The sequence below is a fragment of the Erwinia typographi genome (assembly GCF_000773975.1).
In the GTDB taxonomy this organism is placed as follows: Bacteria; Pseudomonadota; Gammaproteobacteria; order Enterobacterales; family Enterobacteriaceae; genus Erwinia; species Erwinia typographi.
The window spans coordinates 128198-154419 of the sequence record NZ_JRUQ01000006.1; the positions used below are offsets into that span (position 1 = coordinate 128198).

Consider the following 26222-nt stretch of genomic DNA (forward strand, 5'->3'; position numbering starts at 1 on the left):
CTTTTTTGTATCAGGGAACCAGCAGATCCCCGTCCCTGATAGCTTCTTTTCCAGCCAGCCGCACTACCAGCATCCCCGCCGTAGCAAATCGAACCCAGTGTCTCGCATACAATAACCCACCGTGTTGTGCCACCAGAGGCGTTAGCCTGTCGGTCAATGGGTCCAGAATATCAGCAACCACTTCCCCAGCATCAACCCACTCGCCAATATCTCGACGGTGGAGGATAACGCCTGAATGCGGTGTGGTAATGTATTCACAACCTGCCAGCGGCACTGGATTGTTACGCAGGGCCGGAAGTGGGGCCGGTTCACCGCTGATGTAACCGGAAAAAATCAGCGCGTTAATTATCGCTTCCGCATCCTCTTCTGCTTGCTTATGGCTTACATCCCGAACCCCACGCAGTTCTAATGTGACCGGCAGAAGTGCTTCCGGCATCGGGAAGCGTCCGCCAAAGGCGTGCTGCAGGTAAAGCCAGGGTTCACAGCAGGCTTCGTCAAAGGGCTCACCACCGGAGACGTCAGCTAAAAGCTGTACTTCACTTCCCAGATAGCGAGCCAGAGGTTCAATCTTCTGCCAGGCATGCGGTGTGGTATACAGGTGTGGAGTTGCCTCCCAGTCGCAGTGCACATCTATCATAAGGTCAGCCTGACAGGCCATGCCCATCAGCGTCTGTCGCAGGGACCCGAGCTCGGTAACAGGTTCTGTTCGCTCAAAGTAGTCGCGGACGACCCGGCGAATAATATCTCGGTTTTGTTCTGCATCCTGCGTCAGAACACTCTCCAGTTGCTCTGCCAGCGCGGGACCAAATCCAGCAAACTGACGGTTAAAATCCTGCCCGGAAGCGGTATCAAAGCGACCTAAGTGCATGCCGTGCCAGTGTTGCGCCAGCGCAATCGGATTGGCTATCGGCACCAGGGTAATCGCCGCCTCTATCCGGCCCGCCGACTCCAGTACCTTCAATCGTTGCTTCAGGTACCAGGCCACGGCCACGCCGGGAAGCTCATCACCGTGTAAGGCTGCCTGAATATACACCTGGCGCGATGAGGGCTTGCCAAAATGGTAGCTGATGAGTTCACGTTGCGTTCCCAGCGAGGCGCTGAGTAAGGGGTGATGGCGTTCTTGCATGGTCGGTTCACTTGACAGGGAAGGGGAGTCGCGCGCAAAGGCGCGACCTGGGCACTATTTTTGAATCGAAATGTCGGTCGCAAAATAGCGCTGCTGAATCTTATCGAAAGTGCCGTTTGCTTTGATCCCGGCAAAGGCATTATCAAGAGCCGTTTTCAGCTCGGCATCGTCTTTACGCAGGCCAATTGCGGTACCAGGACCAATGATCGGATCCTGAACAATGGGGCCGGCCAGTTCAAAATCTTTACCCTGAGGCTGTTTCAGGAAGCCGATTGCCGCCTGAGCCGCATCGGTAAATACCGCATCAAGACGGCCTGAAATCAGGTCGCTTTCGACCTGCGCCTGATCGCCGTACGGTACGACAGTCACGCCGTGCGGTTGCCACTTGGCCTTGGCATAGCGTTCCTGAACGGTTCCCTGTTCCACACCAACCGTTTTACCCTTCAGCGATTCTGGGGTCGGCAGCAGGCCAGAGCCTTTACGGGCGATCAGTTGCGTATGCGTATCGTAGAGCGGTACGGTGAAGTTAATCTGCTTCAGACGTTCCTCAGTGATCCCCATATCCGAAAGAATAGCATCGAATTTCCGCGCTTTAAGGGCCGGGATCATACCGTCGAACTGACTTTCCACCCAAACGCACCTGGCCTGCATCTGGGCGCAGAGCGCATTGCCAAGGTCGATATCAAAACCGACCAGTTTGCCCTGCGGCGTTTTTGATTCAAAAGGGGGATAGGTTGGGTCAACGGCAAAGCGAACCTGTTCGATTTTTGCCTGAGTACCAAAAGCACATCCGGCCATCAGCGTGGCAACGGCCACCTGACGCAGACGGAGGGAAAACGATAATTTAGCCATATTTCCTTACATCTCATCACGTTATACAGGCTAAAAGAGTACCTTCTCACCTGCGGAGTGTGAATCACTATTTTGCGTTTTTTGGCGTGCTGCAAAAAAAGGCCGGTTTCCCGGCCTTAACACTGCTTCGTTCGTCACTACTTATGATTATGACGCTGACGAAGATTATTGATCACCGTGCTCAGGTCGAGATCCTGATCCTGGAGCAGGACCAGCAGGTGATAAATCAGATCGGAGGCTTCGTTGGTCAGCTCGTGACGATCGTTCACGGTGGCAGCCAGCGCGGTCTCTACGCCTTCCTCACCGACTTTCTGCGCAATACGCTTGGTGCCGCTGGCGTACAGGCTGGCGGTATAGGAGCTGGCCGGATCGGCCTGCTTGCGCCCGGCCAATAGCTGCTCCAGCTGATACAGGAACGTCCAGTCTGGCGCGGCCGGTGAGAAACAGCTCGACGTGCCGAGGTGGCAGGTTGGGCCCTGTGGATTGGCGAGGACCAGCAGCGTATCGTTGTCGCAGTCTGGCGTGATGCTGACCACATGAAGGAAGTTCTCCGAGGTTTCTCCTTTGGTCCACAGCCGCTGCTTGGTGCGTGACCACAAGGTGACCTTGCCAAGCTCCATCGTTTTTGCCAGCGCCTGCTGGTTCATATAGCCGTGCATCAGGACTTCGCCCGAAACCGCATGTTGCACGATCGCCGGCATCATGCCGTCGGTTTTTACCCAGTCCAGCTGGGATAACTGTTGTTCTGTTAACACGCGCGGATCTCCACACCTTTTTCAATCAGGAACTTTTTCAGTTCCCCGATATTAATAATCTGCTTATGGAAGACGGAAGCGGCCAGCGCGCCGTCTACGTCAGCGTCGCGGAAGGCTTCATGGAAATGCTCCATGGTGCCCGCGCCGCCGGAGGCGATCAGTGGAACCTTACAGACTGCGCGGACTTTTTGCAGCTGAATAAGATCGTAACCGTTACGCACCCCGTCCTGATTCATCATGTTCAGCACAATTTCTCCGGCGCCGCGCTTCTGTACTTCCCGTACCCAGTCCAGCGTTTCCCATTTGGTCACTTTAGTACGGCTTTCGTCGCCGGTGTACTGATTCACCTGATACTTACCGGTTTCACTGTCGTACCAGGTATCAATGCCCACCACGATGCACTGTACGCCAAAACGATCGGCCAGCCGGGAGATCAGCTCAGGATCGGCCAGAGCGGGGGAGTTGATGGAGATCTTATCCGCGCCGAATGACAGAATCTGCGCGGCTTCCTCCGCTGACCTGATGCCACCCGCCACACAGAAGGGAATGTCGATCACTTCCGCCACGCGAGAAACCCAGCTTTTATCCACTACCCGACCGTCGGATGAGGCGGTGATATCATAAAACACCAGCTCGTCCGCCCCTTCCTGAGCATAGCGCTGCGCCAGCGGCACGATATCGCCAATAATTTCGTGATTACGAAACTGCACGCCTTTAACCACCTGACCGTCACGGACGTCCAGGCAGGGAATTATCCTTTTTGCCAGCATGAAATAGCCTCCGAAACGGTGAATTTACCTTCCAGCAGAGCGCGACCGACGATCACGCCTTTGGCGCCCGAGCCGTTCAGCGCGGCCACGTCATCCAGCGAGCCGATGCCGCCTGAAGACTGAAATGCTACCGTCGGGTAACGGGTGGACACTTCGCGATAAAGCTCAACGTTCGAGCCGCTAAGCGTGCCGTCGCGGGAAATATCGGTGCACAGTACGTGCTTCAGGCCCACGGGCAGAAACTGCTCTATCACTTCTTCCAGCGTTACGCCTGCGGCTTCCTGCCAGCCGCTGATAGCCACTTCCTTGCGATTACTGGCGTCAATACGCACGTCCAGCGCCAGAACGATGGCCTCCGGGCCGTACTGGCGGAACCAGTTTTTGACTTCTTCCGGTTCCTTTATTGCCGTTGAGCCGACAACGACACGAGCCGCGCCAGCAGCGAGTAACGCCTCAACATCTGCACGCGTGCGAATGCCGCCTCCAACCTGGACAGGTACGCTGACGCCAGCCAGCAGCCTGGTCAGCAGTGGTATCTGGCGGGCAGTCGGATCTTTGGCGCCGGTCAGATCGACCAGATGCAACACTTCAGCGCCCTGAGCTTCATAATCCTGCAGGCGCGGCAGCGGATCGTTACCGTAGTCGCGCTGCTGGCCGTAGTCGCCCTGGTGTAGACGAACGACTTTGCCTTCAATCAAATCTAATGCGGGGATAATCATGCCCGTTACATCTCCAGGAAATTTTTCAGCAGCTGCGCGCCTGCGGCACCGGAACGCTCCGGGTGAAACTGCACGCCGAAGAAGTTCTCTTTCTGTATCGCGGCGCTAAAGGCCTCACCGTAATTGCACTGGGCAATGGTGTACTCGTTAACCGGCATCGCATAGCTGTGGACGAAATAAAAGTACGATCCGTCAGGAATGTCGCGGAACAGGTGATTACCCGCCTGAGCGGTAATCTGATTCCAGCCCATATGCGGTAGCGGCAGGCCCACGTCGTTCATCTTCTGCACCGGTTTATCAATGATGCCAAGGGTTTTGACGCCGCCATTTTCATCGCTCTCCGATCCCAGCAGCTGCATACCCAGACAGATGCCCAGCACCGGCTGGGTGCAGGCTTTGACCATCTCGATCAGCTCGCGCTCGCGCAGCTGGTCCATTGCAGCCTGTGCCGTTCCGACGCCCGGCAGCAGCAGCTTATCGGCCTGGAGCACCGTATCGGCATCGCGGCTCACCAGCGGATCGAAGCCCAGGCGCTGCACGGCCCATTTCACCGAGGAGAGGTTGGCGCAGCCTGTATCCAGGATCACCACGTTCATCACAGCACTCCTTTCGAACTTGGCAACGTATTGCCTTCAACGCGGATAGCCTGGCGCAGCGTGCGGCCAAAGGCTTTGAACAGGCTCTCAACGCGGTGATGATCGTTCTTGCCTTTGGTTTTCAGGTGCAGAGTGCTGGCCATGGTGTAAGAGAGCGAGCTGAAGAAGTGCTCGACCATCTCAGTGCTCAGATCGCCCACGCGCTGATAGCTGAATTCCGCTTTATATTCGAGGTGCGGGCGGCCAGAGATATCCAGCGCGCAGCGCGCCAGGCACTCGTCCATCGGCAGCACAAAACCGAAGCGCCCAATGCCACGCTTGTCGCCCAGCGCCTTCAGCAGCGCTTCACCCAGCGCCAGTCCGGTGTCTTCAACCGTGTGGTGATCGTCAATATAGAGATCGCCCTTCACGTCGATGTTCATGCGGAAGCCGCCGTGCGTGGCAATCTGATCCAACATATGGTCAAAGAAGCCCACGCCGGTGTTGAATTTGCTGTTGCCCTCGCGATCCAGCCAGACTTCCACGCTGATCTGCGTTTCTTTGGTGCTACGCTTGACCAGCGCGTGGCGATCGCGCCGGGTCAGCTGCTGCTCAATCGCCGGCCAGTTCAGGCCACTCTGTGAGTAAAGCAGCCCGGTGATGCCCATGTTGCCCGCCAGCTGTACGTCGGTGGCGCGATCGCCAATCACGTAGCTGTTGGCGGTATCCAGCGCGCCCTGTGCCAGCCAGGCCTCGACCATTTTGGTTTTCGGTTTGCGGCAGTCGCAGTTATCGGCAGGCAGATGCGGGCAAATCAGCACCTCGTCAAACTGGATGCCCTGCGAATTCAGGATCTGCATCATCAGGTTATGCGGGCCGTCAAAATCGGCCTGCGGGAAACTCTCCGTTCCCAGCCCGTCCTGATTGGTGATCATCACCAGCCTGTAGCCCGCCTTTTGCAACGACAGCAGCGCGGGGATCACATCTGGCTCGAAGGCCAGCTTGTCCATGCGGTCCACCTGAAAATCCGTCGGTGGTTCAGAGATGATCGTGCCGTCACGATCGATAAACAGGACTTTCTGGCTCATGCTTGCTCCCTGAAGTCGGAGGCGACGGGTAAAGTTTTCAGCGCGGAGATGACGCGGTCACACTCTTCGCGGGTGCCGATGGTGATGCGCAGGCATCCCGACAGCCCCGGCTGTTTGTTCTGGTCACGCAAAATAATGCCCCGATCCCACAGCGTTTTAAAGACCTGGCTGGAGGCGGTAAAGCGGGCCAGCACGTAGTTGGTCTCACTGGGGAAAACCTGTTCCACGCAGCCGCACTGCCGCAGGTCGGCAATCAGCTTGTCGCGGGTAGCAATCAGCTCACTGACGTGCCGCTGCATGACGGCAATACCCTCAGCGCTCAGCGCCTGGGCGGCGATATCGGCCACCGGGGTAGAAAGAGGATAGGGCGCGATAACTTTCATTAATAGCGCAATAACCTCGGCATTCGCCAGGGTGAAGCCGCAGCGTAGCCCCGCCAGCGCAAACGCTTTGGACAGCGTGCGCAGAATAACCAGATGTGGATACTCTTTCAGCCAGCCGGTCAGGGAAGCCTGCGGGCAAAAATCAATATAGGCCTCATCAGCCACCACCAGCGCTTTGCCGCGGGTCATCTCCAGCAGTTGACGAATGTCATCAGGGTTAACCAGATTACCGGTCGGGTTGTTCGGGCTACAGATGTAAACCACCTTTACCCCGTCCAGCTGGTCGGCGATGGCCGGCAGATTCAGCTGCCAGTCTTCGCGCGCTTCGACCGTACGGTATTCAACGCCGATCGTTTCGGCGCTAACGCTATACATGCCGTAAGTCGGCGGGCAAAACAGCACCGCATCTTTACCCGGTTCGCAAAAGGCGCGGATCAGCAGCTCAATTCCCTCATCGGCCCCACGGCAGACCAGCACCTGATCGGTGTCCAGCCCGGCGTACGCCGCGTAGCGCTCAATCACCAGCGCAGGCTGGCACTCGGGGTAGCGGTTAAGCGTCTGCTGAGAGAGCTCAAACGGCACCGCCAGCGGATACTCATTGGCGTTCAGCCACACGTCACCGGTGCCGCCGAGACGACGGGCAGACTGATAAGGCGTGAGGGCGCGGACGTTGGACCGGGCCAGTTCTTCAATCTTGCTGCTCATGGTTTCTCCTTGAGGGCGGTAACTCGCAGGGTAACGGCATTTTTGTGGGCGATCAGCTGCTCGGCCGCCGCCAGAGTTTCAATGGTTGAGGCCAGCGTCATAAAGCCCTGCGGCGTCAGCTCCTGCACGGTCATGCGCTTCTGGAAATCCGCCAGGCCGAGGCTGGAACAGGTGGCGGTATAGCCATAAGTCGGCAGGACGTGGTTGGTGCCGGAAGCATAATCACCTGCCGACTCCGGCGACCAGTCGCCAAGGAACACGGAGCCTGCGCTGGTAATACTGTCCACCAGATCGCGCGCCTGACGGGTCTGAATGATCAGATGCTCCGGCCCATAGCGGTTGCTGATTTCAACGCACTGCGGCAAATCTTTGGTGACGATCAGACGGCTGCTCTCCAGCGCTTTTCGCGCGGTTTCCGCACGCGGCAGTTCGGCAAGCTGGCTTTCAACCGCTTCGGCGACCGCTTTTGCCATCGTCAGCGAGGGCGTCAGCAGGATAACCTGTGAGTCAGGGCCGTGCTCCGCCTGAGAGAGCAAGTCGGAGGCGACAAAAGCGGGTGTCGCGCCCTCATCGGCAATCACCAGTACTTCGGAAGGGCCAGCGGGCATATCTATCGCGGCACCGTCCAGACGCTGGCTGACCTGGCGTTTGGCTTCGGTGACGTAAGCATTGCCGGGGCCAAAAATTTTGTCGACCTTAGGCACGGATTCGGTTCCCAGCGCCAGTGCGGCAATGGCCTGCGCGCCACCGACCTGGAAAACTTCCTGTACGCCGCAGAGTTTTGCCGCATAAAGGATTTCGTCGGCAATCGGCGGCGGGGAACAGAGCACCACCCGTCGGCAACCGGCGATACGGGCCGGGGTGGCCAGCATCAGTACCGTAGAGAACAGCGGGGCAGAGCCGCCGGGAATATACAGACCCACGGAGGCCACCGGACGGACCACCTGCTGACAGCGTACGCCGGGCTGCGTTTCGACATCCACAGCTGGCAACTGCTGCGCTAGGTGGAAAGTCTCGATATTGCCGACGGCCACGGCCATCGCCTGCTTGATCTCATCGCCCAGGCGCGCGGAGGCGGCTTCAATCTGCTCGGGCGTGACGCGCAGCGCCTCAACCTGGGTTTTATCAAAGGTGGCGCTGTAATAACGCAGCGCGTCATCACCGTCAGCCTTCACCCGGTCGAGAATGTCGCGAACGGTCAGGCTGATATTCTCTGAGGCAGAGATCGCCGGACGGGTCAGCAATGCTTGCCGTTGTGCGTCGTCGCAGCTCTGCCAGTCGATGGGGGTCGCGAAGTTTGCCATCGGTTACTCCATCATCTTCTCAATGGGCAGCACCAGAATGGAGCTGGCGCCCAGCGCCTTCAGCTTTTCCATCGTTTCCCAGAACAGCGTTTCGCTACTGACCATGTGCATGGCTACGCGGCTCTTGTCGCCCGCCAGCGGCAGAACGGTTGGACGCTCGGCGCCAGGCAGCAGGGAGATGATGTCCTCCAGCCTTTCACTTGGCGCGTGCAGCATGATGTATTTGGACTCACGGGCCTGAATCACGCCCTGGATGCGGGTCATTAGCTTGTCGATCAGCTCCTGTTTGGCGCCGGGCATTTCGCCATCGCGCTGGATCAGGCAGGCTTTAGAGCGGTAAATCACCTCCACTTCACGCAGGCCGTTGGCTTCCAGCGTGGCGCCGGTCGAAACCAGGTCACAAATGGCGTCCGCCAGGCCAGCGCGCGGGGCGACTTCTACCGAGCCGTTCAGCAGGCAGGATTTAAAGGCGATGTTCTGTTTGTCGAGATATTGCTTCAGCAGGTGCGGATAAGAGGTGGCGATGCGGGAGTTTTGTAAACATTGCGGTCCGGTATACTGATCGTCGACCGGCATCGCCAGCGACAGGCGACAGCCACCGAAGTCGAGGCGACGCAGGGTAAAGTAACGCGGGTCTTCTCCCTGCGCGCGGCGGGTAAGCAGCTCTTCTTCCAGCACGTTCTCGCCAACGATACCAAGGTCTACCACGCCATCCATCACCAGGCCGGGAATGTCATCATCACGCACGCGCAGAATATCAATCGGCATGTTCTCGGCGAAGGCAATCAGGCGCTGCTGTTGCAGATTAATTTTAATGCCGCAGCGGGCGAGTAATTCGCGTGATTCATCGCTTAAACGGCCTGATTTCTGCATAGCTATGCGTAAACGGGTATTATCTAACATCGGTACTTTTCCTCTATTCCTGTCTGCTTCGATCTGAGTTTATTGGCAGTTCTACCACGTTGTCCGAGGGTAAAGCCCATAAAAAAAGCCCCCGGAAGGTGTTCTTCCGGGGGCTTCTCTTGCGTTCTGCACCACTGGAAGATCCTAAACGTCTTCCAGCACACATCGCCTGAAAGACTAGTCAGGATGATGGTGATGATGGTGGTTGAACTGAACGCGTGTCATAAAATTCTCTTGGATGAATGGATATTCATTTCTTGACCAATAACCTAACGCAGGTGGCGCGCCGGGCGCAACACTTTTTTGTCAATTATGAAAGATTCTCTCATCATCTGTGCATTGTCACTGACAATTCGCTGGCGTAATTTTAGGGTATTGAGCAGGCCTCACTTCAGGAGTCAGAGGATGAAAAAAGTCGCCATTATTGGTCTGGGCTGGTTGGGGATGCCGTTAGGGCTGTCGTTAACCGCTCACGGCTGGCAGGTTACCGGCAGCAAAACGACCCGGGACGGGGTTGACGCGGCCCGCATGTGCGGCATTGAAAGCTATCTGCTTGAGCTGAGGCCGGAGCTGATTTGCGATCCTGACGATCTGGATGCCCTGCTGAACGTCGATGCGCTGGTGATCACCTTGCCCGCCAGCCGCACGGCAGAAGGGGGCGAAAACTATTTGCTGGCCGTACAGCAGATTGTTGACAGCGCGCTGGCGCATAGTATCCCACGCATTATTTTTACCAGCTCGACCTCGGTTTACGGCAGCGGAACGGGGGTAATGAAAGAAAGCTCGCCGCTGGAGCCGCAGACCGTCGCGGGCAGAACGCTGAAGGAGCTTGAGGACTGGCTGCACCATCTGCCAGGCACCTCTGTCGACATTCTCCGGCTTTCCGGGCTGGTGGGGCCGGAGCGTCATCCGGGCCGCTTCCTGGCGGGAAAAACGGATTTGGCCGACGGTAGCCACGGCGTAAACCTGGTGCATCTGGAGGATGTGATCGCTGCCATTTCGCTGCTGTTGCAAACGCCTAAGGGCGGGCATATTTATAACCTGAGCGCGCCAGCACATCCTGCCCGCAGCGCATTTTATCCGGCCGTCGCTCGCCAGCTGGGGTTGACGCCGCCAACGTTCCGCCCACAGCAGGACGGGGACGCCGGCAAGATCATCGATGGCAGCAAGATCTGCCGCGAGCTGGGGTTTGAGTATGGCTACCCGGACCCGGCAAAAATGCCGCTGTTGTAGAGGCGGCAGGTTTCCCGGACTGGCGGCGGCGGTACAACCTTTATACCCCCAGCCGATCCCGCAGAGAGTACCAGGCTGCGCCGATAGCGGTCAGCGGCACGCGGAAACGACGGCCGCCGGGGAAGGGCAGATGCGGCAGTTTGGCGAAGGCGTCAAAGCGCTGTGGCTTACCGCCCAGCGCCTCATTCACCAGTTTTCCCGCCAGATGGGTAAAGGTCACGCCATGTCCGCTGTCGCCCTGAATATAGTACACGCCGTTATCCAGACGACCGACTTGCGGCATCCGCGACAGCGTCAGCAGGAAATTACCGCTCCAGCTATAGTCAAACTTAATGCCGTGCAGCTGTGGGAAGGTTTTTAACAGTTTTGGCCGGATCAGCGCATCGATATCTTCCGGCTCGCGCGCGCCGTAGACCACGCCGCCGCCGTACAGCAGGCGGTTATCGGCCGTCAGGCGGAAATAGTCGAGCAGGTAATTACAGTCTTCCACGCAGCGATTGTTTGGCAGCAGCGCCAGGGCCCGGTCAGCCGACAGCGGTTCGGTGGTGACAATCTGCGAGCCGCAGGGAATGCTCATGCGTGTGATCCTTGGCTCAAGATGCGGAGCAAGGTAGGCATTTCCGGCAAAAATAACGAATTTCGCGGTCACCCGCCCCTTCGCTGTAACAATCTGATGCAGGTTGCCATAGGTCACCGAGGTCACCTCTGACTGTTCATAGATGCGCCCGCCGTGTCGCCGAATCGCCTCCGCTTCACCCAGCGCCAGATTCAGCGGGTGAAGATGACCTCCATGCTTATCCAGCAATCCTCCCACGTAGCGATCGCTGGCTACTTCGCGGCGGATCCCCGCTTCATCCAGCATTTTCAGCCCGGTGTTGCCATACTGCTGCCAGCGCTTCTGCTGTTCCGCCAGATGGTGCATCTGGCGCTTGTTCAGCGCGGCAAAGATGCCGCCGGGCCGGTAGTCGCACTCTATGGCGTAGCGATCGATACGATCGCGGATCACGCTGGCGCCTTCAAACATCATGCTGCCCAGCAGGCTGGCGCTCTCTTTCCCGTAGCGCTGCTCAATCACGTCCACGTCACGACTGTAGGAGTTCACCACCTGGCCGCCGTTACGCCCGCTGGCGCCGAACCCGACTTTCGCCGCTTCAAGCACCACCACATCGTGGCCCGCCTCGCTAAGAAACAGCGCGGAAGAGAGCCCGGTAAATCCGCCGCCAATCACGCAGACATCACACTGAATGCTGTCCTGAAGCTGTGGCCAGGGAGCGTGAGGATTAGCCGTCGCGGCGTAGTAGCTCTTCACATGTTCCATAACTCCCTCCTTTTTATAGACGATACCGGCTCAGAACGTTGCCGGGGTATGCGCGCTGACAATCCGACAGGGCTGCGTTGAAGAATTGGTGAAGCTGTGGGGAAGGCCGGTGTTGATCACATAGCTCTGACCGGCATAAAGGGGGTAAATCTGCCCGCCGATGGTCAGGGTAATCTGCCCCTCCAGCAGCGTGCCGGTCTCCTCTCCCTGATGGCGAATCTTCTCGCCGGTGGTGGCGCCTGGCTCATAGGTTTCCAGCAGCATCGCCAGCGTGCGCGCCGGGTTGCCGTTGTGGATAAGCCGCAGCGAGACGCCCTGGCTGCCAATATCAATCAGCTCGTGCTGGTCAATCACCACCTTCGGCGGCTCATCCCTGACGGGCTCAGAGAAGAATTCGGAGAGCGAGAGGCCATAAACTTTTAATAACTTCTGTAGGGTGCTGACCGCAGGGCTGACTTTATCCTGTTCTATGGTGCTAATCGCACTGTGCGTCAGACCCGAAAGTTCGGCGACGCGTCGCTGTGACATTCCCATCTGCTGGCGGATTTCCGATAAACGTCGTCCCGGAGCCAGAGTGGCTTCGTTCATAGCCTTGTTTCCTCCTGATGCCGTTGGCAGGCGTGGATAAACCCATCGAACAACAGGCGGGATAACGTCGACGTCTCGCTTTGCCATTCCGGGTGCCACTGCACCGCGAGGGCAAAAGGATAGTCCCGCAGACTGATGGCCTCAATCAGGCCGTCGGCCGCGCGCGCCTCGATGCGGAGCGGGGCGCCGAGCGAACGGATCCCCTGTTGGTGAAGCGAATTAACCCAGAACTTTTCGCAGCCTTCAACCAGCGGGGAGAGCAGGCCGTCCGGCTCAACAAAAACCTCATGAACCGGCGCATACTGCTCATCCAGCGACAGGCCCTCGTCCTCACGGTGTTCCTGAAAGCCGGGAACGGTATGCAGCTGACGATGAAGCGTGCCGCCGGTGGCGACGACCAGTTCCTGTAGCCCGCGACAAATGGCCAACAGCGGCAGGCGCTTAGCGCGAGCGGCGTTGATTAAGGCAAAAGCGAGAGCATCCCGTCCGGGGTCGGCGCAGGCTTCGGTGCCCGCTTCGCCATAGTGGTGAGGTTCGATATTGCTGGGGCTGCCGGTGAGCAAAATGCCCGCCAGCGGTGCCATAGCAATTTCTAATAGATCGGGTGAGGAGAGCAAACCTTGCGGTAAAGCCAGCGGCACGCCGCCCGACTGGATCACGGCCTGTAGATATTTGTTGTGCACCATCTGAGTGGGATGGCCGCCTTTGTCAATCTGACACATCACTACGCCAATCAATGGCTTGTTAAAAATAATGCCCATCATTCCCCTCGTCAGACTGGTAAATATATCAACCGGAAAGGGCGCTTTCGGCGCAATTTTGTGCAATATATTGTCAATCTAGCAATCGACTGCACATTATTCAAACGTATTTGGCGACAAAAGAAACTTGAATGTAACATTTGCACACTTTTTGTGTTGGCGCTATGTTAGGAATGTGGCTGTTATTTTGAGCAACGCTCAACGAACGAAACAAACGCGGGGTAACCTCATGACCAATATTGTCGAAGTAGAAGACTTCACGAGGCACAGTGAAGAGAAACGAACCAGCGCGTTCCAGCATGAAGTGCACGCTTATCTGGAACGCCATCCTGAAACCCAGTACGTCGATATTCTTCTTAACGATCTCAACGGTGTCTTTCGCGGTAAGCGCATCCCCATCGCTAATCTGTATAAACTTGAGAAAGGCTGCTACTTCCCCGCTTCTGTTTTCGCCATGGACATCCTCGGTAACACGGTCGAAGAGGCCGGTCTGGGCCAGGCGCTCGGTGAACCGGACAACATTTGTCTCCCCGTAGAAGGTACGCTAATCCCTTCCGCTGCCGACCCGCAGCACCTGGCGCAGGTTCTTCTGACCATGCGTAATCAAGATGGTACTCCCTTTGACGTTGAACCCCGGAACGTTCTCAATCACCTCTGGCAACGGTTGCGTAATCGAGGTCTGTTTCCGGTTGTAGCGGTAGAGCTGGAGTTCTATCTGGTCGATAAAAAGCGTGACGCGGAGGGCTATATTCAGCCGCCGTGCGCGCCGGGCAGCGACGAGCGCAATATGCAAAGCCAGGTCTATTCGGTGGATAACCTTGACCACTTCTCTGAGGTGCTGAGCGAAATTGACACGCTGGCTAAACAGCAGGGCATTCCGGCCGATGGCGCGCTGGCGGAGGCCTCGCCAGGCCAGTTTGAGATCAACCTTCATCATACCCGCAATGTGCTTAGCGCCTGTGACCACGCGATTCAGCTAAAGCGCCTGGTACGCCAGGTGGCTGAGAACCACGGGATGACCGCCACCTTTATGGCTAAGCCCTATGAAGAGTACGCCGGTAGCGGAATGCACATACATATCAGTATGCTGGACGCGGCCGATCATAATGCCTTTGCCTGCGATGACGGCAGCGACTCCCCGCTGCTGAAACGCACGCTGGCCGGGATGATCGATTTGATGCCTGCCTCGATGGCGCTGCTGGCACCTAACGTTAACGCCTACCGTCGCTTTCTGCCGGACGCCTTCGTTCCCTTACAGGCGTCCTGGGGACATAACAATCGCACCGTGGCGCTGCGCATTCCCTGTGGCGATGTTGATAATCACCGCATCGAATACCGCGTAGCCGGGGCGGATGCCAATCCTTATCTGGTGATGGCGGCTATTCTGGCCGGGATGCTGCACGGCATGGATAACCAGCTGCCGCTGCCTGCGGCGGTGAAAGGCAATGGTCACGAAGCGGACGGCAACCCGCTGCCGATCCGTCAGAGCGACGCGCTGTATGAATTCGAGCAAAGCTACCCGCTGCAACAGCTGCTGGGTGAACGCTTTGGCTTTGTCTGGCATAGCTGTAAGCACCATGAGCTGATGCACTTTGAGCGCCTGATCACCGCTACCGAAATAGACTGGATGCTTAAAAACGCCTGATGGGAGGCCGACAATGACGCAAACTAACCAGCAATGGCAGGTGAGACGTGAAGCGGCCGTGACGCCTGGCGTCGGCAGTTCACTGCAAGTTTATCTGCAAAAAGCTCTGAATGCCGAACTGTGGGACGTGGAGGGTAAGCGATACATCGATTTTGCTTCCGGCATTGCCGTGGTAAATACCGGGCACAACCATCCCAAAGTGATTCAGGCGGTGACCGCGCAGCTTGCGTGCTTTAGCCACCCCTGTTTTCAGGTGACCCCTTACGGCGGCTATGTGGAGCTGGCTGAAAAATTGAACGCGCTGGTTCCGATAGCCGCGCCGACGCAAACGCTGCTGATGTCTACCGGGGCGGAAGCCGTTGAAAATGCCATCAAGGTGGCCAGGATTGCCACCGGACGAAGCGCGGTCATTGCGTTTCGCGGAGGATTCCACGGCCGCACGCTGCTGGGCATGGCGCTGACCGGTAAAGTCCAGCCGTATAAAAAAGGCTATGGGCCTTTCCCCGGCGGCATTTTCCACGCGCCTTATCCGGCCGATTATTTAGGCATCTCTGAGTCACAGTCGCTGGCTTCGCTGCAGGGTATTTTTGCGGCAGATGTCTCGCCGGACGACGTGGCGGCGATCATCATTGAACCGGTGCAGGGTGAAGGCGGTTTTTACGCCGCTCCTGCCTCTTTCCTCAGACAACTGCGCGCCCTTTGTGATGAACACGGCATTGTACTGATTGCCGATGAAATCCAGAGCGGATTCTGCCGTACGGGAAAAACCTTCGCCATTGAACACAGCGGCGTGGAGCCGGATTTGGTCACCATGGCGAAAAGCCTGGCCGGCGGCTTCCCGCTTTCAGCCGTGGTGGGGCGAAAATCGCTGATGGCAAAGGCGCAGGCTGGCGGCCTCGGCGGCACCTATGCCGGATCGCCCGTTGGCATTGCGGCGGCGCTGGCGGTCATAAGCTTAATTGATGAAGAGCAGCTAAACGTTAAGGCGCAGCAGCAGGGCGAGTGGCTGAGCACTTTTCTTCACCATCTGGCCGAAGAGTTTGACTGTATCGGCGATATTCGCGGCCGGGGCGCCATGGTGGCCATGGAGCTGGTTGAGTCGCGGGACCGCGCCAGGCCTGATAAGGCGCTGACCCAGGCGCTGGTGCAGGAAGCCGGACGGCAGGGGTTGGTCCTGCTCTCGTGCGGCGTGCGGGCCAACGTGATTCGCTTCCTGATCCCGCTGACCGCCAGCAAAGAAATTGTCACTGAAGGCCTTAATCTCTTGTCATCCTCCCTCCGTCTGGTGCAAAATATGCGCCCTGCAAAATGAATCTATAACCGACGCTTATCGCGCCGGTTATTTTTTTGGCAGAAACCACATTCGCATTCAAGAGGCCGGTCCAGAACCGGATAGATACACGCTTTTAGCACGCACGGACGTGCTATGTTGAGGAAAAGAACAATGGGGCAACACTTCATTACTCCAGCGCACGCCGGTATCCGCCAGCGTGATGACTACGGCGCCGCGGCAGGCTTCACCTTCATCCCTTCCTGCCAGTCCGTTACCCCCTTAAAGAACAGCTCTCGCATCATGCGAAGTTTCCCTGTGGTTCAACCCAGAACGGTTGGCGCTATGGGGAGGCTGAATCATGTCGCTTAATCCTCAAACTTCTCGTCCGCATCTGAAAAAAACGCTGACATTATTACCTGTGGTAATGATGGGGCTGGCCTATATGCAGCCAATGACCCTGTTTGATACCTTTGGCATTGTCTCCGGTCTGACCGATGGTCATGTGGCCACCGCGTACGCCTTCGCGCTTGTGGCGATCCTCTTTACGGCGCTGAGCTATGGCAAGCTGGTCCGTCGCTTCCCCTCTGCGGGTTCGGCCTATACCTATGCTCAGAAAGCTATCAGCCCGCACGTCGGGTTTATGGTGGGCTGGTCATCGCTGCTGGACTATCTGTTCATGCCGATGATCAATATCCTGCTGGCAAAAATTTATTTTGAAGCGCTGGTTCCGGGCATCCCCTCATGGATTTTCGTAGTGCTGCTGGTGGGCTTTATGACGCTTTCAAACCTGAAGGGCATCAAGACCGTTGCTAACTTCAACAGCGTGATCGTGGTGCTTCAGGTTGCGGTAATGATCGCCATTATGGCAATGGTGGTGTATGGCGTGGCGCACGGCGAAGGTGCCGGTACGCTGGTCAGCAGCAAACCGTTCTGGTCTGAGAACGCCCACGTCGTGCCGATGATCACCGGGGCGACGATCCTCTGCTTCTCGTTCCTCGGCTTTGACGGCATCAGTTCGCTTTCCGAAGAGACGAAAAACGCCGAGCGCGTGATCCCTAAGGCCATTTTCCTGACCGCGCTGATCGGCGGGGCGATTTTTGTGGTGGTGTCCTACTTCCTGCAATTGTACTTCCCGGACATTTCACGCTTTAAAGATCCTGACGCCTCGCAGCCGGAAATCATGCTCTATGTGGCGGGCAGAACCTTCCAGTTTGGCATCCTGATCTTCTCCTGCGTGACCGTGCTGGCCTCTGGCATGGCTGCGCACGCAGGCGTGTCGCGCCTGATGTATGTAATGGGACGTGATGGCGTGTTCCCGGAGCGTTTCTTCGGCTATATCCATCCTAAGTGGCGGACGCCAGCGCTGAACGTGCTGCTGGTCGGGGCGATTGCTCTGTTGTCGATCACCATGGATCTGGTGACGGCGACGGCGCTGATTAACTTTGGCGCGCTGGTGGCGTTTACCTTCGTTAACCTGTCGGTGATTTCCCAGTTCTGGATAAGAGAAGGGCGCAACAAGTCGCTGAAGGACAATATCAACTTCCTGCTGCTGCCGCTGTGCGGCGCGCTGACGGTTGGCGCGCTGTGGATTAACCTGGAAGAGAGCTCGATGATTCTGGGGCTGATCTGGGGCAGCGTGGGTCTGATTTATCTGGCCTTTGTGACCCGCAGCTTCCGTAACCCGGTGCCGCAGTGCACTGAAGAGCCAATGTAATTTTCCGGCTGAAGGGAAACAGAAAAGGGCGCTCAGGCGCCCTTTTTTATTGGTGCGGCGCGTGGCTGGCCTCCGTACCAAAATACAGCCCGGGCAGTAATTAATCCGGTCGCTATTTATGGCAACGCCGCGAGTTATTGCCGGAAAAGTCGCTAGCGCCCGCAAATATTAGTATCCTGCAATTCGATAGCGATATTTGTTCTTAAGAAGAATAACGTCGCATTCAATATTAATTACGCCGTAATTCAAACCGCGAATAATAGTTATCTCAATAATGAAAACCCTTGTGCGGATATAGCATAACCGCGCTATTTACTTGTTCCAGGCCGCCTGACTATCATTCCTGCCATCCTGTTATTTTTCCTGTGAAATAAACCATGACGCAAAATAATGCCAGCAATCCTGGCAGCGCGGCAGTGCTGAATAGCGATCGTGACGCGCTCATTATTGCGCGCCATATTGCCGGGCAAGCCAAAGCGGGCGCGATTGAACGCGATCGCCAGCGTATTTATCCCATCGGGTTACTTAATCAATTTACGCAGCTGGGACTGGGCAGCATTAGCGTACCGCGCCAGTTTGGCGGAGGCGGTTTGTCATTCCAGACGGTGGCAGAGATATTCCGCCTGATTTCCGCCAGCGATCCGTCACTGGGCCAGATTCCGCAAAATCACTTTGGGCTGATTCAGTTCATCCTTGCTGAAGGCACCCCTGCGCAGCAACAGCAGTTGCTCAGTGCGGTGGTGAGTGGAAAGCGTCTCGGTAACGGCGGCCCGGAGAAAAACACCCGGCATACCCGCGATGTGCAGGCGCAACTGGTGACAACCTCACAGGGGGAGCAGCTATCCGGCGAGAAGTTTTATTCCACCGGCGCGCTGTTTGCCGACATCCTGGTGACCACTGCTATGCAGGCGCAGCAGCCGGTGATGGCGTTTATTCCCTTGCCTGCCGCAGGAGTGGAGATCGTGGATGACTGGTCGGGCATCGGCCAGCGTACCACCGCCAGCGGTACGGTAAAACTGCACCAGGTAGCGGTCGATCCGCAGCTGATCATACCGCTGCCCTGCGCGGAAAAACCTACGCTGCGCGGTGCGGTATCGCAACTGATTCAGGCCGCGATTGATGCCGGCATTGCGCAAGGGGCGCTGGATGATGCGCTGGAGTTTGTGCGCAACAGTTCACGTCCCTGGGTGGATGCGGAGGTCAGTCGTAATGCAGACGATCCCTATATTCTCGCCGATGTTGGCCGTATCGGCACTGAACTGACGGCAGCCAATGCGCTGCTGGTACGCGCGGCGAAGGCGCTGGACAGCCTCGATCGGCAATCGCTGAGCGCGGAAAACTGCGCATGGGCGTCAATTGCGGTGGCAGAAGCCAAAGTGCTGACTACCGAGGTCGCGCTGCGTGCCAGTGAGAAGCTGCTCGAATGGGGCGGCAGCCGCGCCACGCTGTTGCGCCACGGCCTTGACCGCCACTGGCGCAATGCGCGTACCCATACCCTGCACGATCCGGTGCGCTGGAAGACCCATGCCATCGGCAACTATTACCTCAATGACGCGCAACCCGCGCGCCATGCCTGGATTTAATGAGCAAACATGACGCAGGTTCAGCCGAAACACCCCGCAATACGTCTGGAAACCGCACGGCAGGCGCTGGCGGTGGCACAGGAACTGGCCGCCGATTTCCGCCGCGATTCCGCGCTGCGCGACCGCGAACGCCAGCTGCCGCATACCGAGTTGCAGCAGTTTTTTGCTTCCGGCCTTGGTGCGATTACCGTGCCGCGAGCCTGGGGCGGCATCGACATTCCGACCGCCACGCTGGCGGCGATTGTCGCCATTATTAGCGAAGCGGATGCGGCCATCGGTCAGGTGCCGCAAAACCACTATTATGCTCTGGAAGTGCTGCGCGTTAACGGCAGTGAAGCGCAGCAACGGCGGCTGTTTGCTGAAGTGCTGGCGGGGGTGCATCTTGGCAACGCGCTGGCGGAGTTCAGCTCCCCGGCCGCGCATCAGCGCACCACCCGGATTGAAGGGCTGCGGCTCAACGGCAACAAGTTTTACGCCACCGGCGCGCTATTTGCCGACCGTATCCCTACGGCCGCCCGAGGGGAAGATAATAAAGAACAGCTGGTGTTTGTGCCGCGTCAGCAGCCGGGCGTCAGCGTGATTGATGACTGGAGCGGCTTCGGCCAGCGCACCACCGGCAGCGGCAGCGTGCAGTTTGTGGATGTGGCCGTCAGTGCTGAGGATGTGGTGCCGTTTCAGACCGCCTTCGAACGGCCCACCACGGTCGGCCCTTTGGCGCAGATTCTGCACGCGGCTATCGATCAGGGCATCGCCCGCGCCGCCTTTAACGACATGCTGGCCTTCCTGCGCAGCCGCGCGCGACCGTGGCCGGACAGCGGCGTGGATCGCGCAACGGACGATCCGCTGACGCTGGATCGCACCGGACGCCTTGCCGCTCGTCTTGCGGCTGGCGATGCACTGCTGGAGCTGGCCGGGGATGCGGTTGACGTTGCCCGCCAGCAGCAAACGGCGGCAAACGTGGCGACGGCGTCTGTCGAAGTGGCGAAGGTCAGGGCGTGGACCACGGAAATTGCGCTGGAGGCGGGGAATCTGCTGTTTGAACTTGGCGGCTCCCGCGCCAGCCTGCGCGAGCACAATCTGGATCGCCACTGGCGCAACGCGCGCACCCATACGCTGCACGATCCGGTTCGCTGGAAATATCCAGCGATTGGTAACTATCTGCTGAACGGCGTGTTACCGCCGCGCCGGGGGACAATATGAGCCAGAAGCAGATCCTGCTCAACGCCTTCAATATGAACTGCGTGGGGCATATTCATCACGGCATGTGGACGCATCCACAGGATCGTTCCGTCGATTTCAATTCGCTGAGCTACTGGACCGGGCTGGCGCAGCTGCTGGAGCGCGGCCTGTTCGACGGCATTTTTATCGCCGATATTCTCGGGGTCTACGATGTGTATCAGCAGGGGATTAACCTGACGGCCAGCGAGTCGATTCAGCTGCCGGTCAACGATCCGCTGATGCTGGTTTCCGCGATGGCGGGGGTAACGCAGCATCTGGGCTTTGGCGTCACGGCTAATCTCAGTTACGAAGCTCCCTATCCCTTTGCGCGTCGTCTTTCCACGCTCGATCACCTGACCGGGGGGCGGATTGGCTGGAACATCGTCACTGGCTATCTCGACAGCGCCGCACGCGCCATGGGGCAACGTCAATTGCTGGCTCACGACCGACGCTACGATCAGGCCGATGAGTTTCTCGATGTGGTGTATCAGCTGTGGGAAGGCAGCTGGCAGGATGATGCGCTGGTGGTGGATCGTCAGCAGCGGCTGTACGCCGATGCGCAAAAAATTCATCAGGTGAACCATCAGGGCGAGTTTTATCAGGTGCAGGGTTATCACCTCAGCAGCCCGTCGCCACAGCGTACGCCCTTGCTGTTTCAGGCAGGCAGTTCAGCGCGCGGGATTCAGTTCGCGGCGCGCCATGCCGAATGCAGCTTCGTCAACGCCAGTTCACCGGCCGCCATGCGTCAGCAAACCCAGCGTTTGCGACAGGCTGCGCTGGATGCGGGACGGCGCGCGGACGATCTGCGCATCTTTATGGGCGTCAGCGTGATTGTGGCGCCCAGCGAACGCGAGGCGCAGGAGAAGCATCGTAGCTATCTCGAATACGCCAGCCCGGAAGCGGGCATCGCCCATTTTTCCAGTTCGATCGGCATGGATTTGGCCGCCTTCGATCTCGATGAACCGATTGTCAGCGGTGACACGCGGGCGATTGAGTCGGTCAGTAAAGCCTTCAGCAGCTGGACGCGTCGGCGCTTGCTGGAACAGCACGCGATGGGTAGCCGTTATCCGCTGCTGGTGGGCAACCCGTCACAGGTTGCCGACGCGCTGATTAACTGGATCGACGAGGGCGACATTGATGGCTTTAACCTGACGCGGATTCTCAATCCGCAAAGCTATCGCGACTTTATCGATCTGGTGGTGCCGGAGCTACAGCAGCGCGGGCGCTATAAAACCGCCTATCAGCCGGGCTCATTACGTAAAAAGATCTTTCAGCAACAGGATCGCCTGCCTGAACGCCATCCGGCGGCGCGCTGGCGACCTGCGGCCACGCTTCGTTAATCCATTTACCTTTGGGAATGACTATGAAAATTGCATTAAAACTGACTGCCGCGCTGCTGGCACTGAGCACGATGGCGAGCGCCGCCGACTATAGCGGGCCGCTAAAAGTGGGCACTACCGCGGCCTTCGCGCCGCCGCTGGAAACCGCCGTCGCCGAAGCGAAAAAGCAGGGGCTGGAGGTGCAACTGGTGGAGTTCACCGACTGGACCGCACCGAACGTCAGCGTGGAAAACGGGGATATCGACGTCAATTTGTTCCAGCACAAACCCTTCCTTGAGAACGCCAATAAAGAAGGGGGCTTCCACCTGGTGCCCTACGCACCGGCGATCATTAATAACATCGGCTTGTATTCGAAAAAGCACAGCGCGATTGACCAGATTCCGCAGGGTGGCACCGTGGCGATTGCTAACGATCCGATTAACGGCGCGCGCGGTCTGCTGCTGTTGCAGAAAGCCGGTCTGATTACCCTGAAACCCGGCGTCGGCCTGAAAGCCACCGTTGACGACATCGCCAGCAATCCGAAAGATCTTAAGATCATCGAAGTGGAAGCGGTGCAGCTGTCGCGTTCGCTGGATGAGGTCGATCTGGCGCAGGGCTATCCTCACTATCTGCGTCTGGCGAAAACCATCGATCCGGAAAAAGCGCTGCTGTTTGATGGGCTGGAGCATCCGGAATATGTGATTCAGTTTGTGGTACGCGACGGGCATCAGGACGATCCGCGCCTGGCGAAGTTCGTTGATATCTATCAGCATTCGCCGGTGGTCCGCGCCAAACTGGATAGCTTTTACGGCAAACTGTATCAGCCGGGCTGGAGCCAGTAGTTATGTCGAGCCTGACGTTGTCCACCGAACAGGATGCGCTGTTTGAGCCTGCGCGGGAAGGCGCTGGCCCGGTACATGTGCAGATTCATGGCTTGAGTAAACGCTACGCCGGGCAGCAGCAGGAGGCGTTGAAAAACGTCGATTTGCAGGTCAGACGCGGCGAGATCTTTGGCATTATCGGACGCAGCGGCGCCGGTAAATCTACGCTGATCCGCTGTCTTAACCGGCTGGAAGCGCCGACTGCCGGGCAGGTAGTCATTGACGGCATTGACATTGGCACGCTCACCGAGGGGCAACTGGTGCAGTGGCGACGCCGCACCGGCATGATTTTCCAGCACTTCAATCTGCTGTCGGCGAAGACGGTGCGCGAAAACATTGAGCTGCCGATGAAGGTCGCCGGTGTGCCAAAGGCACAACGTCAGCGCAAGGTGGATGAGCTGCTGGCGCTGGTCGGACTGGAGCCGCGCCAACATGCCTGGCCCTCTCAGCTGTCCGGCGGGCAGAAACAGCGCGTCGGCATTGCGCGCGCGCTGGTGCACGACCCGGAACTGCTGCTGTGTGATGAAGCGACTTCAGCGCTTGACCCGGAAACCACCCGTGCCATTCTTGCGCTGCTGAAGAAGATTAATCAGCAGCGCCATATCACTATCGTGCTGATCACCCATGAAATGGATGTGGTGCACGATCTTTGTCATCAGGTGGCCGTTATCGATCGGGGTGAAATCATCGAGCGCGGCCCGGTGTGGCAGGTGCACAGCGACCCGCAGCTGGAGACCACGCGTCAGCTGCTTAACCCGCAGCATCAGGCGCTGCCGGAAAATATTGTGCCGCTGTTAACCCCGATGCGTCAGGACGCGGCGTCTCGCCTGCTGGTGCGGCTGCGCTATACCGGGCAGGGCGCGTTACCGGATATCGGCGCGCTGAGTCAGCGCGTGGCGGGAGAGGTAACGCTGCTGTTCAGCGCAATCGCCTGGGTAGAGGGCAAGCCCACCGGCCAGCTGCTTTTGCTGCTGGACGCGCGGCACCACGCCGATGACGCACGGCAGGCTCTGACGGGGATTGCCGACCAACTGGAGATTGCAGGTTATGTCACTGGCTATTGATCGTTTATGGACCGGATTGCTGGATACGCTGCTGATGGTGGGCGTATCGTCCTTGTTCGCGCTGGCGCTGGGCCTGCCGATGGCAGTGATTCTGGTGGTCACCGGGCGTGGCGATCTGTTTCCCAGTCCACTGCTGAATCGCCTGCTCGGCTGGCTGGTGAACCTGTTTCGCTCCATTCCATTTTTGATTCTGATGGTGGCGCTGATCCCCTTTACCCGCTGGGTGGTAGGCACCACCTATGGCGTATGGGCGGCGACGGTGCCGTTGACGCTGGCAGCGACGCCGTTTTTCGCCCGCATTGCTGAAGTCAGCCTGCGCGAGGTGGACAAAGGGCTGACCGAAGCGGCGCAGGCGATGGGCTTTCAGCGCTGGCACATTGTCTGGCATGTGCTGTTGCCGGAAGCGCGGCCTGGCATTGTCAGCGGCTTTACCATTACGCTGGTGACGATGATCAACGCCTCGGCGATGGCGGGGGCGATTGGCGCGGGTGGGTTAGGCGATCTCGCCTATCGTTACGGCTATCAGCGTTTTGATATGCAGGTGATGCTGACGGTGATCGTGGTGCTGGTGGCACTGGTTACCCTGCTGCAGTTCTTTGGCGACCGCCTGTCGCGGCGGCTCAACCACCGTTAACTCCGGGCGGGCAGCCGCTGCCCGCCAGCCGGAGCCGGTCATGTTGCTCAGCGCAAAACTAAGAAACCAGCTCCCGCGCATAGTCGAACAGCGCCTTCAGCTGGCCCAGCTTCGCCCGATCGCCCTCATACTGATTCAGCAGCATCTCCAGCTCCTGAACATAGCTCTGTACCCGCTCAGGATTCAGCACGGCGCGACGGTGTTCCAGCCAGCGCTTCTGCTCGGCTTCATCCAGCGTCCCGGGGAAGTTACGGGCACGATAGCGGAACAGCAGTTTATCAATGCGGGCATCGTTGAACGTCAGATCGAGGGCGGGCAGATTCTCAGGGATCGTTTGCTGGATGATATTCATCGCCGTGCGATCGGCATCGCTGAAGAACCCGTCGTACAGCTGGGCATCGACATCGTCCGAAGCCTTAAACGGTTCCGCTTCGGCATACAGCGCCACCACCTTTTCACGGATTTCAGGATGCTGCCGCAGCAGGGCAAGGTTATCCAGGCTGCGCTGACGATCGATTCCCAGCCGTTCAGCATCTTCCGGGCGTAGGGTATTAGCGGGAGCGACTACCGGGCACTTATTAATGTGCATCAGTTTTAGCGGCACCGGCGAGTTATCACCCAGCTCATCACGGCGGGTGTAGAGACGCTCGCGCAGGCTATCCGCATCCAGTTCCAGCAGCGGAGTGATATCCCCGGCTAAATCGCAGGTAATCAGCGCATTTTTGTTCACCGGGTGCCAGGCCAGCGGTGCGATCCAGCTGGTGTTTCCACGAAATGCGCCAAACATGCCGGAAATATGCACCAGCGGCTTCATCTGCGGGATATCAATCAGCGCGGTGATTTTGTTTTTGTTGCGGTGAGTAAACAAAAAATCATACAGGCGCGGCTGCTTCTCTTTCACCAGCTTTGCCATGGCGATAGTGGCATATACGTCAGCCATCGCGTCATGGGCGTTTTCATGCGCCACGCCGTTGGCTTTGGTCAGATGCTCAAGCCGGAAACTGGGAAAACCGTCGTCGTTTTCCGGCCACTCGATGCCTTCCGGACGCAGGGCGTAGCAGGCGCGCATGACGTCCAGCAAATCCCAGCGGCTGTTGCCGTTCTGCCAGCTCCAGCCGTAGGGATCGTAAAAGTTTCGGTAAAGCAGATTGCGCGTCACCTCATCATCGAAGCGCACATTGTTATAGCCCACGATACAGGTGCCTGGCTCGCTGAACAGCGCATGGATTCGCCTGGTGAAATCCACTTCGTTCATGCCTTTTGCCAGCGCCAGCTGTGGCGTGATGCCGGTAATCATCACCGCCTCAGGCTGCGGCAGATAATCATCCGCTGGCTGACAGTAGAACACCTCAGGCTCACCAATGATGTTGAAATCCATATCGGTACGAACGCCGGCAAACTGCGCAGGGCGATCCAGCGACGGGCTTTTGCCGAAGGTTTCGTAATCGTGGAAGAGGAATGTTGGCTGTACTGGCTTGTCTTTCACTGTATGTAATTGCCCACGGTTGATGATTTAACTATATGTTTTAATTGAATTAGTTGATTGTTTGTGGCTGTCTGAGGTTCTGATTGCCCATCATTGTTTAGTGATGTATTCGTTAGCACATGGCGCACCGTGTACAGGGTGAGTACATAAGCACAGAATCTTTTGAGTACAAAATATTAGTATGGCTATCAGCGGCACAAAGCTTCGTTCTATCTATGGTAAACCATATTCGAGTCCACCTGAAATAACTGATTCAGACGGGCTGGCAGTCAGGATCGCGCTTCAGATACAGGTGGCAGGGAAAGCAGCACCGTATCGGTATCGG

The 26222-nt window shown here is 57.9% G+C and carries 25 protein-coding genes and 1 other annotated feature; of the genes, 10 read left to right on the forward strand and 15 right to left on the reverse strand.

The genetic code is table 11. The features are described from left to right. Positions 1–10: 10 nt before the first annotated feature. From NG99_RS01540 to hisL, 11 genes are all read right to left on the reverse strand, one after another. Entirely contained in the window at positions 11–1126 is a 1116-nt protein-coding gene (locus NG99_RS01540; RefSeq protein ID WP_034887669.1) for a succinylglutamate desuccinylase/aspartoacylase family protein, read from the reverse strand. 54 nt (positions 1127–1180) lie between these two features. Further along, complete coding sequence (locus tag NG99_RS01545) at positions 1181–1978, reverse strand: ABC transporter substrate-binding protein (RefSeq protein ID WP_034887671.1); 798 nt, start codon at positions 1976–1978, stop codon at positions 1181–1183. A 137-nt stretch (positions 1979–2115) separates the two neighbouring features. After that, positions 2116–2733 carry a bifunctional phosphoribosyl-AMP cyclohydrolase/phosphoribosyl-ATP diphosphatase HisIE gene (gene hisIE / locus NG99_RS01550; protein ID WP_034887673.1) on the reverse strand — a complete coding sequence of 206 codons (618 nt, stop codon included), beginning with the start codon at positions 2731–2733 and terminating at the stop codon, positions 2116–2118. After that, positions 2727–3503, reverse strand: a complete 777-nt coding sequence (gene hisF / locus NG99_RS01555; RefSeq protein ID WP_034887675.1) for an imidazole glycerol phosphate synthase subunit HisF — start codon at positions 3501–3503, stop codon at positions 2727–2729. Before hisF ends, hisIE begins: the two co-directional genes overlap by 7 nt. Further along, complete coding sequence (gene hisA / locus NG99_RS01560; RefSeq protein ID WP_034887677.1) at positions 3485–4222, reverse strand: 1-(5-phosphoribosyl)-5-[(5-phosphoribosylamino)methylideneamino]imidazole-4-carboxamide isomerase; 738 nt, start codon at positions 4220–4222, stop codon at positions 3485–3487. The genes hisF and hisA overlap by 19 nt, the downstream gene beginning before the upstream one ends. Positions 4223–4227: 5 nt before the next feature. After that, positions 4228–4818, reverse strand: a complete 591-nt coding sequence (gene hisH / locus NG99_RS01565; protein ID WP_034887679.1) for an imidazole glycerol phosphate synthase subunit HisH — start codon at positions 4816–4818, stop codon at positions 4228–4230. Then, a complete protein-coding gene (gene hisB, locus NG99_RS01570) occupies positions 4818–5885 on the reverse strand; it encodes a bifunctional histidinol-phosphatase/imidazoleglycerol-phosphate dehydratase HisB (protein WP_034887682.1) in 1068 nt (355 codons plus the stop codon). The genes hisH and hisB overlap by 1 nt, the downstream gene beginning before the upstream one ends. Continuing rightward, the gene (gene hisC, locus NG99_RS01575) at positions 5882–6973 is read right to left on the reverse strand and encodes a histidinol-phosphate transaminase (RefSeq protein ID WP_034887685.1); all 1092 of its coding nucleotides are present in this window, start codon (positions 6971–6973) and stop codon (positions 5882–5884) included. The genes hisB and hisC overlap by 4 nt, the downstream gene beginning before the upstream one ends. After that, positions 6970–8277, reverse strand: coding sequence for a histidinol dehydrogenase (gene hisD / locus NG99_RS01580; protein ID WP_034887686.1), 1308 nt, complete (start codon positions 8275–8277; stop codon positions 6970–6972). The genes hisC and hisD overlap by 4 nt, the downstream gene beginning before the upstream one ends. Before the next feature lie 3 nt (positions 8278–8280). Then, the gene (gene hisG / locus NG99_RS01585) at positions 8281–9180 is read right to left on the reverse strand and encodes an ATP phosphoribosyltransferase (RefSeq protein ID WP_034887689.1); all 900 of its coding nucleotides are present in this window, start codon (positions 9178–9180) and stop codon (positions 8281–8283) included. 80 nt (positions 9181–9260) lie between these two features. Further along, positions 9261–9382 (reverse strand) — a sequence feature (His leader region). After that, a complete protein-coding gene (hisL, locus tag NG99_RS29045; RefSeq protein WP_100396937.1) occupies positions 9358–9405 on the reverse strand; it encodes a his operon leader peptide in 48 nt (15 codons plus the stop codon). Its footprint overlaps the feature before it by 25 nt. Before the next feature lie 180 nt (positions 9406–9585). Here hisL and NG99_RS01590 point away from each other — a divergent pair, with 180 nt between their 5' ends. After that, complete coding sequence (locus NG99_RS01590; protein ID WP_034887691.1) at positions 9586–10413, forward strand: SDR family oxidoreductase; 828 nt, start codon at positions 9586–9588, stop codon at positions 10411–10413. 40 nt (positions 10414–10453) lie between these two features. Here the strand turns inward: NG99_RS01590 and NG99_RS01595 are convergent, their stop codons facing one another. From NG99_RS01595 to puuD, 3 genes are read right to left on the reverse strand one after another with little or no spacing between them, the layout of a single operon-like run. Beyond that, positions 10454–11731 carry an NAD(P)/FAD-dependent oxidoreductase gene (locus tag NG99_RS01595; RefSeq protein ID WP_034887694.1) on the reverse strand — a complete coding sequence of 426 codons (1278 nt, stop codon included), beginning with the start codon at positions 11729–11731 and terminating at the stop codon, positions 10454–10456. A gap of 30 nt (positions 11732–11761) precedes the next feature. Continuing rightward, a complete protein-coding gene (gene puuR, locus NG99_RS01600; protein WP_034887696.1) occupies positions 11762–12319 on the reverse strand; it encodes an HTH-type transcriptional regulator PuuR in 558 nt (185 codons plus the stop codon). Further along, positions 12316–13080, reverse strand: coding sequence for a gamma-glutamyl-gamma-aminobutyrate hydrolase (gene puuD, locus NG99_RS01605; protein WP_034887698.1), 765 nt, complete (start codon positions 13078–13080; stop codon positions 12316–12318). The genes puuR and puuD overlap by 4 nt, the downstream gene beginning before the upstream one ends. 229 nt (positions 13081–13309) lie before the next feature. Here puuD and NG99_RS01610 point away from each other — a divergent pair, with 229 nt between their 5' ends. The 9 genes from NG99_RS01610 (at position 13310) to NG99_RS01655 (ending at position 24411) form a co-directional block, all read left to right on the forward strand. Next, on the forward strand, positions 13310–14725 hold the full coding sequence (locus NG99_RS01610; protein WP_034887700.1) for a glutamine synthetase family protein: 1416 nt from the start codon (positions 13310–13312) through the stop codon (positions 14723–14725). Between the two features lie 13 nt (positions 14726–14738). Beyond that, complete coding sequence (gene gabT / locus NG99_RS01615) at positions 14739–16037, forward strand: 4-aminobutyrate--2-oxoglutarate transaminase (protein ID WP_034887702.1); 1299 nt, start codon at positions 14739–14741, stop codon at positions 16035–16037. Between the two features lie 319 nt (positions 16038–16356). Next, positions 16357–17712, forward strand: coding sequence for an APC family permease (locus NG99_RS01625; protein WP_034887706.1), 1356 nt, complete (start codon positions 16357–16359; stop codon positions 17710–17712). 377 nt (positions 17713–18089) lie between these two features. Next, positions 18090–19295, forward strand: a complete 1206-nt coding sequence (locus tag NG99_RS01630; RefSeq protein ID WP_034887708.1) for an SfnB family sulfur acquisition oxidoreductase — start codon at positions 18090–18092, stop codon at positions 19293–19295. 9 nt (positions 19296–19304) lie between these two features. Further along, on the forward strand, positions 19305–20495 hold the full coding sequence (locus NG99_RS01635) for an SfnB family sulfur acquisition oxidoreductase (protein WP_034887710.1): 1191 nt from the start codon (positions 19305–19307) through the stop codon (positions 20493–20495). Further along, positions 20492–21853, forward strand: a complete 1362-nt coding sequence (locus NG99_RS01640; RefSeq protein ID WP_034887712.1) for an LLM class flavin-dependent oxidoreductase — start codon at positions 20492–20494, stop codon at positions 21851–21853. The genes NG99_RS01635 and NG99_RS01640 overlap by 4 nt, the downstream gene beginning before the upstream one ends. Before the next feature lie 23 nt (positions 21854–21876). Further along, complete coding sequence (locus NG99_RS01645) at positions 21877–22674, forward strand: MetQ/NlpA family ABC transporter substrate-binding protein (RefSeq protein ID WP_034887713.1); 798 nt, start codon at positions 21877–21879, stop codon at positions 22672–22674. 2 nt (positions 22675–22676) lie between these two features. Beyond that, a complete protein-coding gene (locus NG99_RS01650; RefSeq protein ID WP_034887716.1) occupies positions 22677–23777 on the forward strand; it encodes a methionine ABC transporter ATP-binding protein in 1101 nt (366 codons plus the stop codon). After that, the gene (locus tag NG99_RS01655) at positions 23761–24411 is read left to right on the forward strand and encodes a methionine ABC transporter permease (protein ID WP_034887719.1); all 651 of its coding nucleotides are present in this window, start codon (positions 23761–23763) and stop codon (positions 24409–24411) included. Before NG99_RS01650 ends, NG99_RS01655 begins: the two co-directional genes overlap by 17 nt. A gap of 58 nt (positions 24412–24469) precedes the next feature. Here the strand turns inward: NG99_RS01655 and sbcB are convergent, their stop codons facing one another. Further along, the gene (gene sbcB / locus NG99_RS01660) at positions 24470–25897 is read right to left on the reverse strand and encodes an exodeoxyribonuclease I (RefSeq protein ID WP_034887721.1); all 1428 of its coding nucleotides are present in this window, start codon (positions 25895–25897) and stop codon (positions 24470–24472) included. Positions 25898–26222 lie beyond the last annotated feature (325 nt).

What these genes read in the sequence shown, in the direction of transcription:
- NG99_RS01540 (WP_034887669.1), bottom strand. Translation starts at nt 1,126, where the DNA reads ATGCAAGAACGCCATCACCCCTTACTCAGCGCCTCGCTGGGAACGCAA.
- NG99_RS01545 (WP_034887671.1), bottom strand. Translation starts at nt 1,978, where the DNA reads ATGGCTAAATTATCGTTTTCCCTCCGTCTGCGTCAGGTGGCCGTTGCC.
- hisF (WP_034887675.1), bottom strand. Translation starts at nt 3,503, where the DNA reads ATGCTGGCAAAAAGGATAATTCCCTGCCTGGACGTCCGTGACGGTCAG.
- hisA (WP_034887677.1), bottom strand. Translation starts at nt 4,222, where the DNA reads ATGATTATCCCCGCATTAGATTTGATTGAAGGCAAAGTCGTTCGTCTA.
- hisH (WP_034887679.1), bottom strand. Translation starts at nt 4,818, where the DNA reads ATGAACGTGGTGATCCTGGATACAGGCTGCGCCAACCTCTCCTCGGTG.
- hisB (WP_034887682.1), bottom strand. Translation starts at nt 5,885, where the DNA reads ATGAGCCAGAAAGTCCTGTTTATCGATCGTGACGGCACGATCATCTCT.
- hisC (WP_034887685.1), bottom strand. Translation starts at nt 6,973, where the DNA reads ATGAGCAGCAAGATTGAAGAACTGGCCCGGTCCAACGTCCGCGCCCTC.
- hisD (WP_034887686.1), bottom strand. Translation starts at nt 8,277, where the DNA reads ATGGCAAACTTCGCGACCCCCATCGACTGGCAGAGCTGCGACGACGCA.
- hisG (WP_034887689.1), bottom strand. Translation starts at nt 9,180, where the DNA reads ATGTTAGATAATACCCGTTTACGCATAGCTATGCAGAAATCAGGCCGT.
- NG99_RS01590 (WP_034887691.1), top strand. Translation starts at nt 9,586, where the DNA reads ATGAAAAAAGTCGCCATTATTGGTCTGGGCTGGTTGGGGATGCCGTTA.
- NG99_RS01595 (WP_034887694.1), bottom strand. Translation starts at nt 11,731, where the DNA reads ATGGAACATGTGAAGAGCTACTACGCCGCGACGGCTAATCCTCACGCT.
- puuR (WP_034887696.1), bottom strand. Translation starts at nt 12,319, where the DNA reads ATGAACGAAGCCACTCTGGCTCCGGGACGACGTTTATCGGAAATCCGC.
- puuD (WP_034887698.1), bottom strand. Translation starts at nt 13,080, where the DNA reads ATGGGCATTATTTTTAACAAGCCATTGATTGGCGTAGTGATGTGTCAG.
- NG99_RS01610 (WP_034887700.1), top strand. Translation starts at nt 13,310, where the DNA reads ATGACCAATATTGTCGAAGTAGAAGACTTCACGAGGCACAGTGAAGAG.
- gabT (WP_034887702.1), top strand. Translation starts at nt 14,739, where the DNA reads ATGACGCAAACTAACCAGCAATGGCAGGTGAGACGTGAAGCGGCCGTG.
- NG99_RS01625 (WP_034887706.1), top strand. Translation starts at nt 16,357, where the DNA reads ATGTCGCTTAATCCTCAAACTTCTCGTCCGCATCTGAAAAAAACGCTG.
- NG99_RS01630 (WP_034887708.1), top strand. Translation starts at nt 18,090, where the DNA reads ATGACGCAAAATAATGCCAGCAATCCTGGCAGCGCGGCAGTGCTGAAT.
- NG99_RS01635 (WP_034887710.1), top strand. Translation starts at nt 19,305, where the DNA reads ATGACGCAGGTTCAGCCGAAACACCCCGCAATACGTCTGGAAACCGCA.
- NG99_RS01640 (WP_034887712.1), top strand. Translation starts at nt 20,492, where the DNA reads ATGAGCCAGAAGCAGATCCTGCTCAACGCCTTCAATATGAACTGCGTG.
- NG99_RS01645 (WP_034887713.1), top strand. Translation starts at nt 21,877, where the DNA reads ATGAAAATTGCATTAAAACTGACTGCCGCGCTGCTGGCACTGAGCACG.
- NG99_RS01650 (WP_034887716.1), top strand. Translation starts at nt 22,677, where the DNA reads ATGTCGAGCCTGACGTTGTCCACCGAACAGGATGCGCTGTTTGAGCCT.
- NG99_RS01655 (WP_034887719.1), top strand. Translation starts at nt 23,761, where the DNA reads ATGTCACTGGCTATTGATCGTTTATGGACCGGATTGCTGGATACGCTG.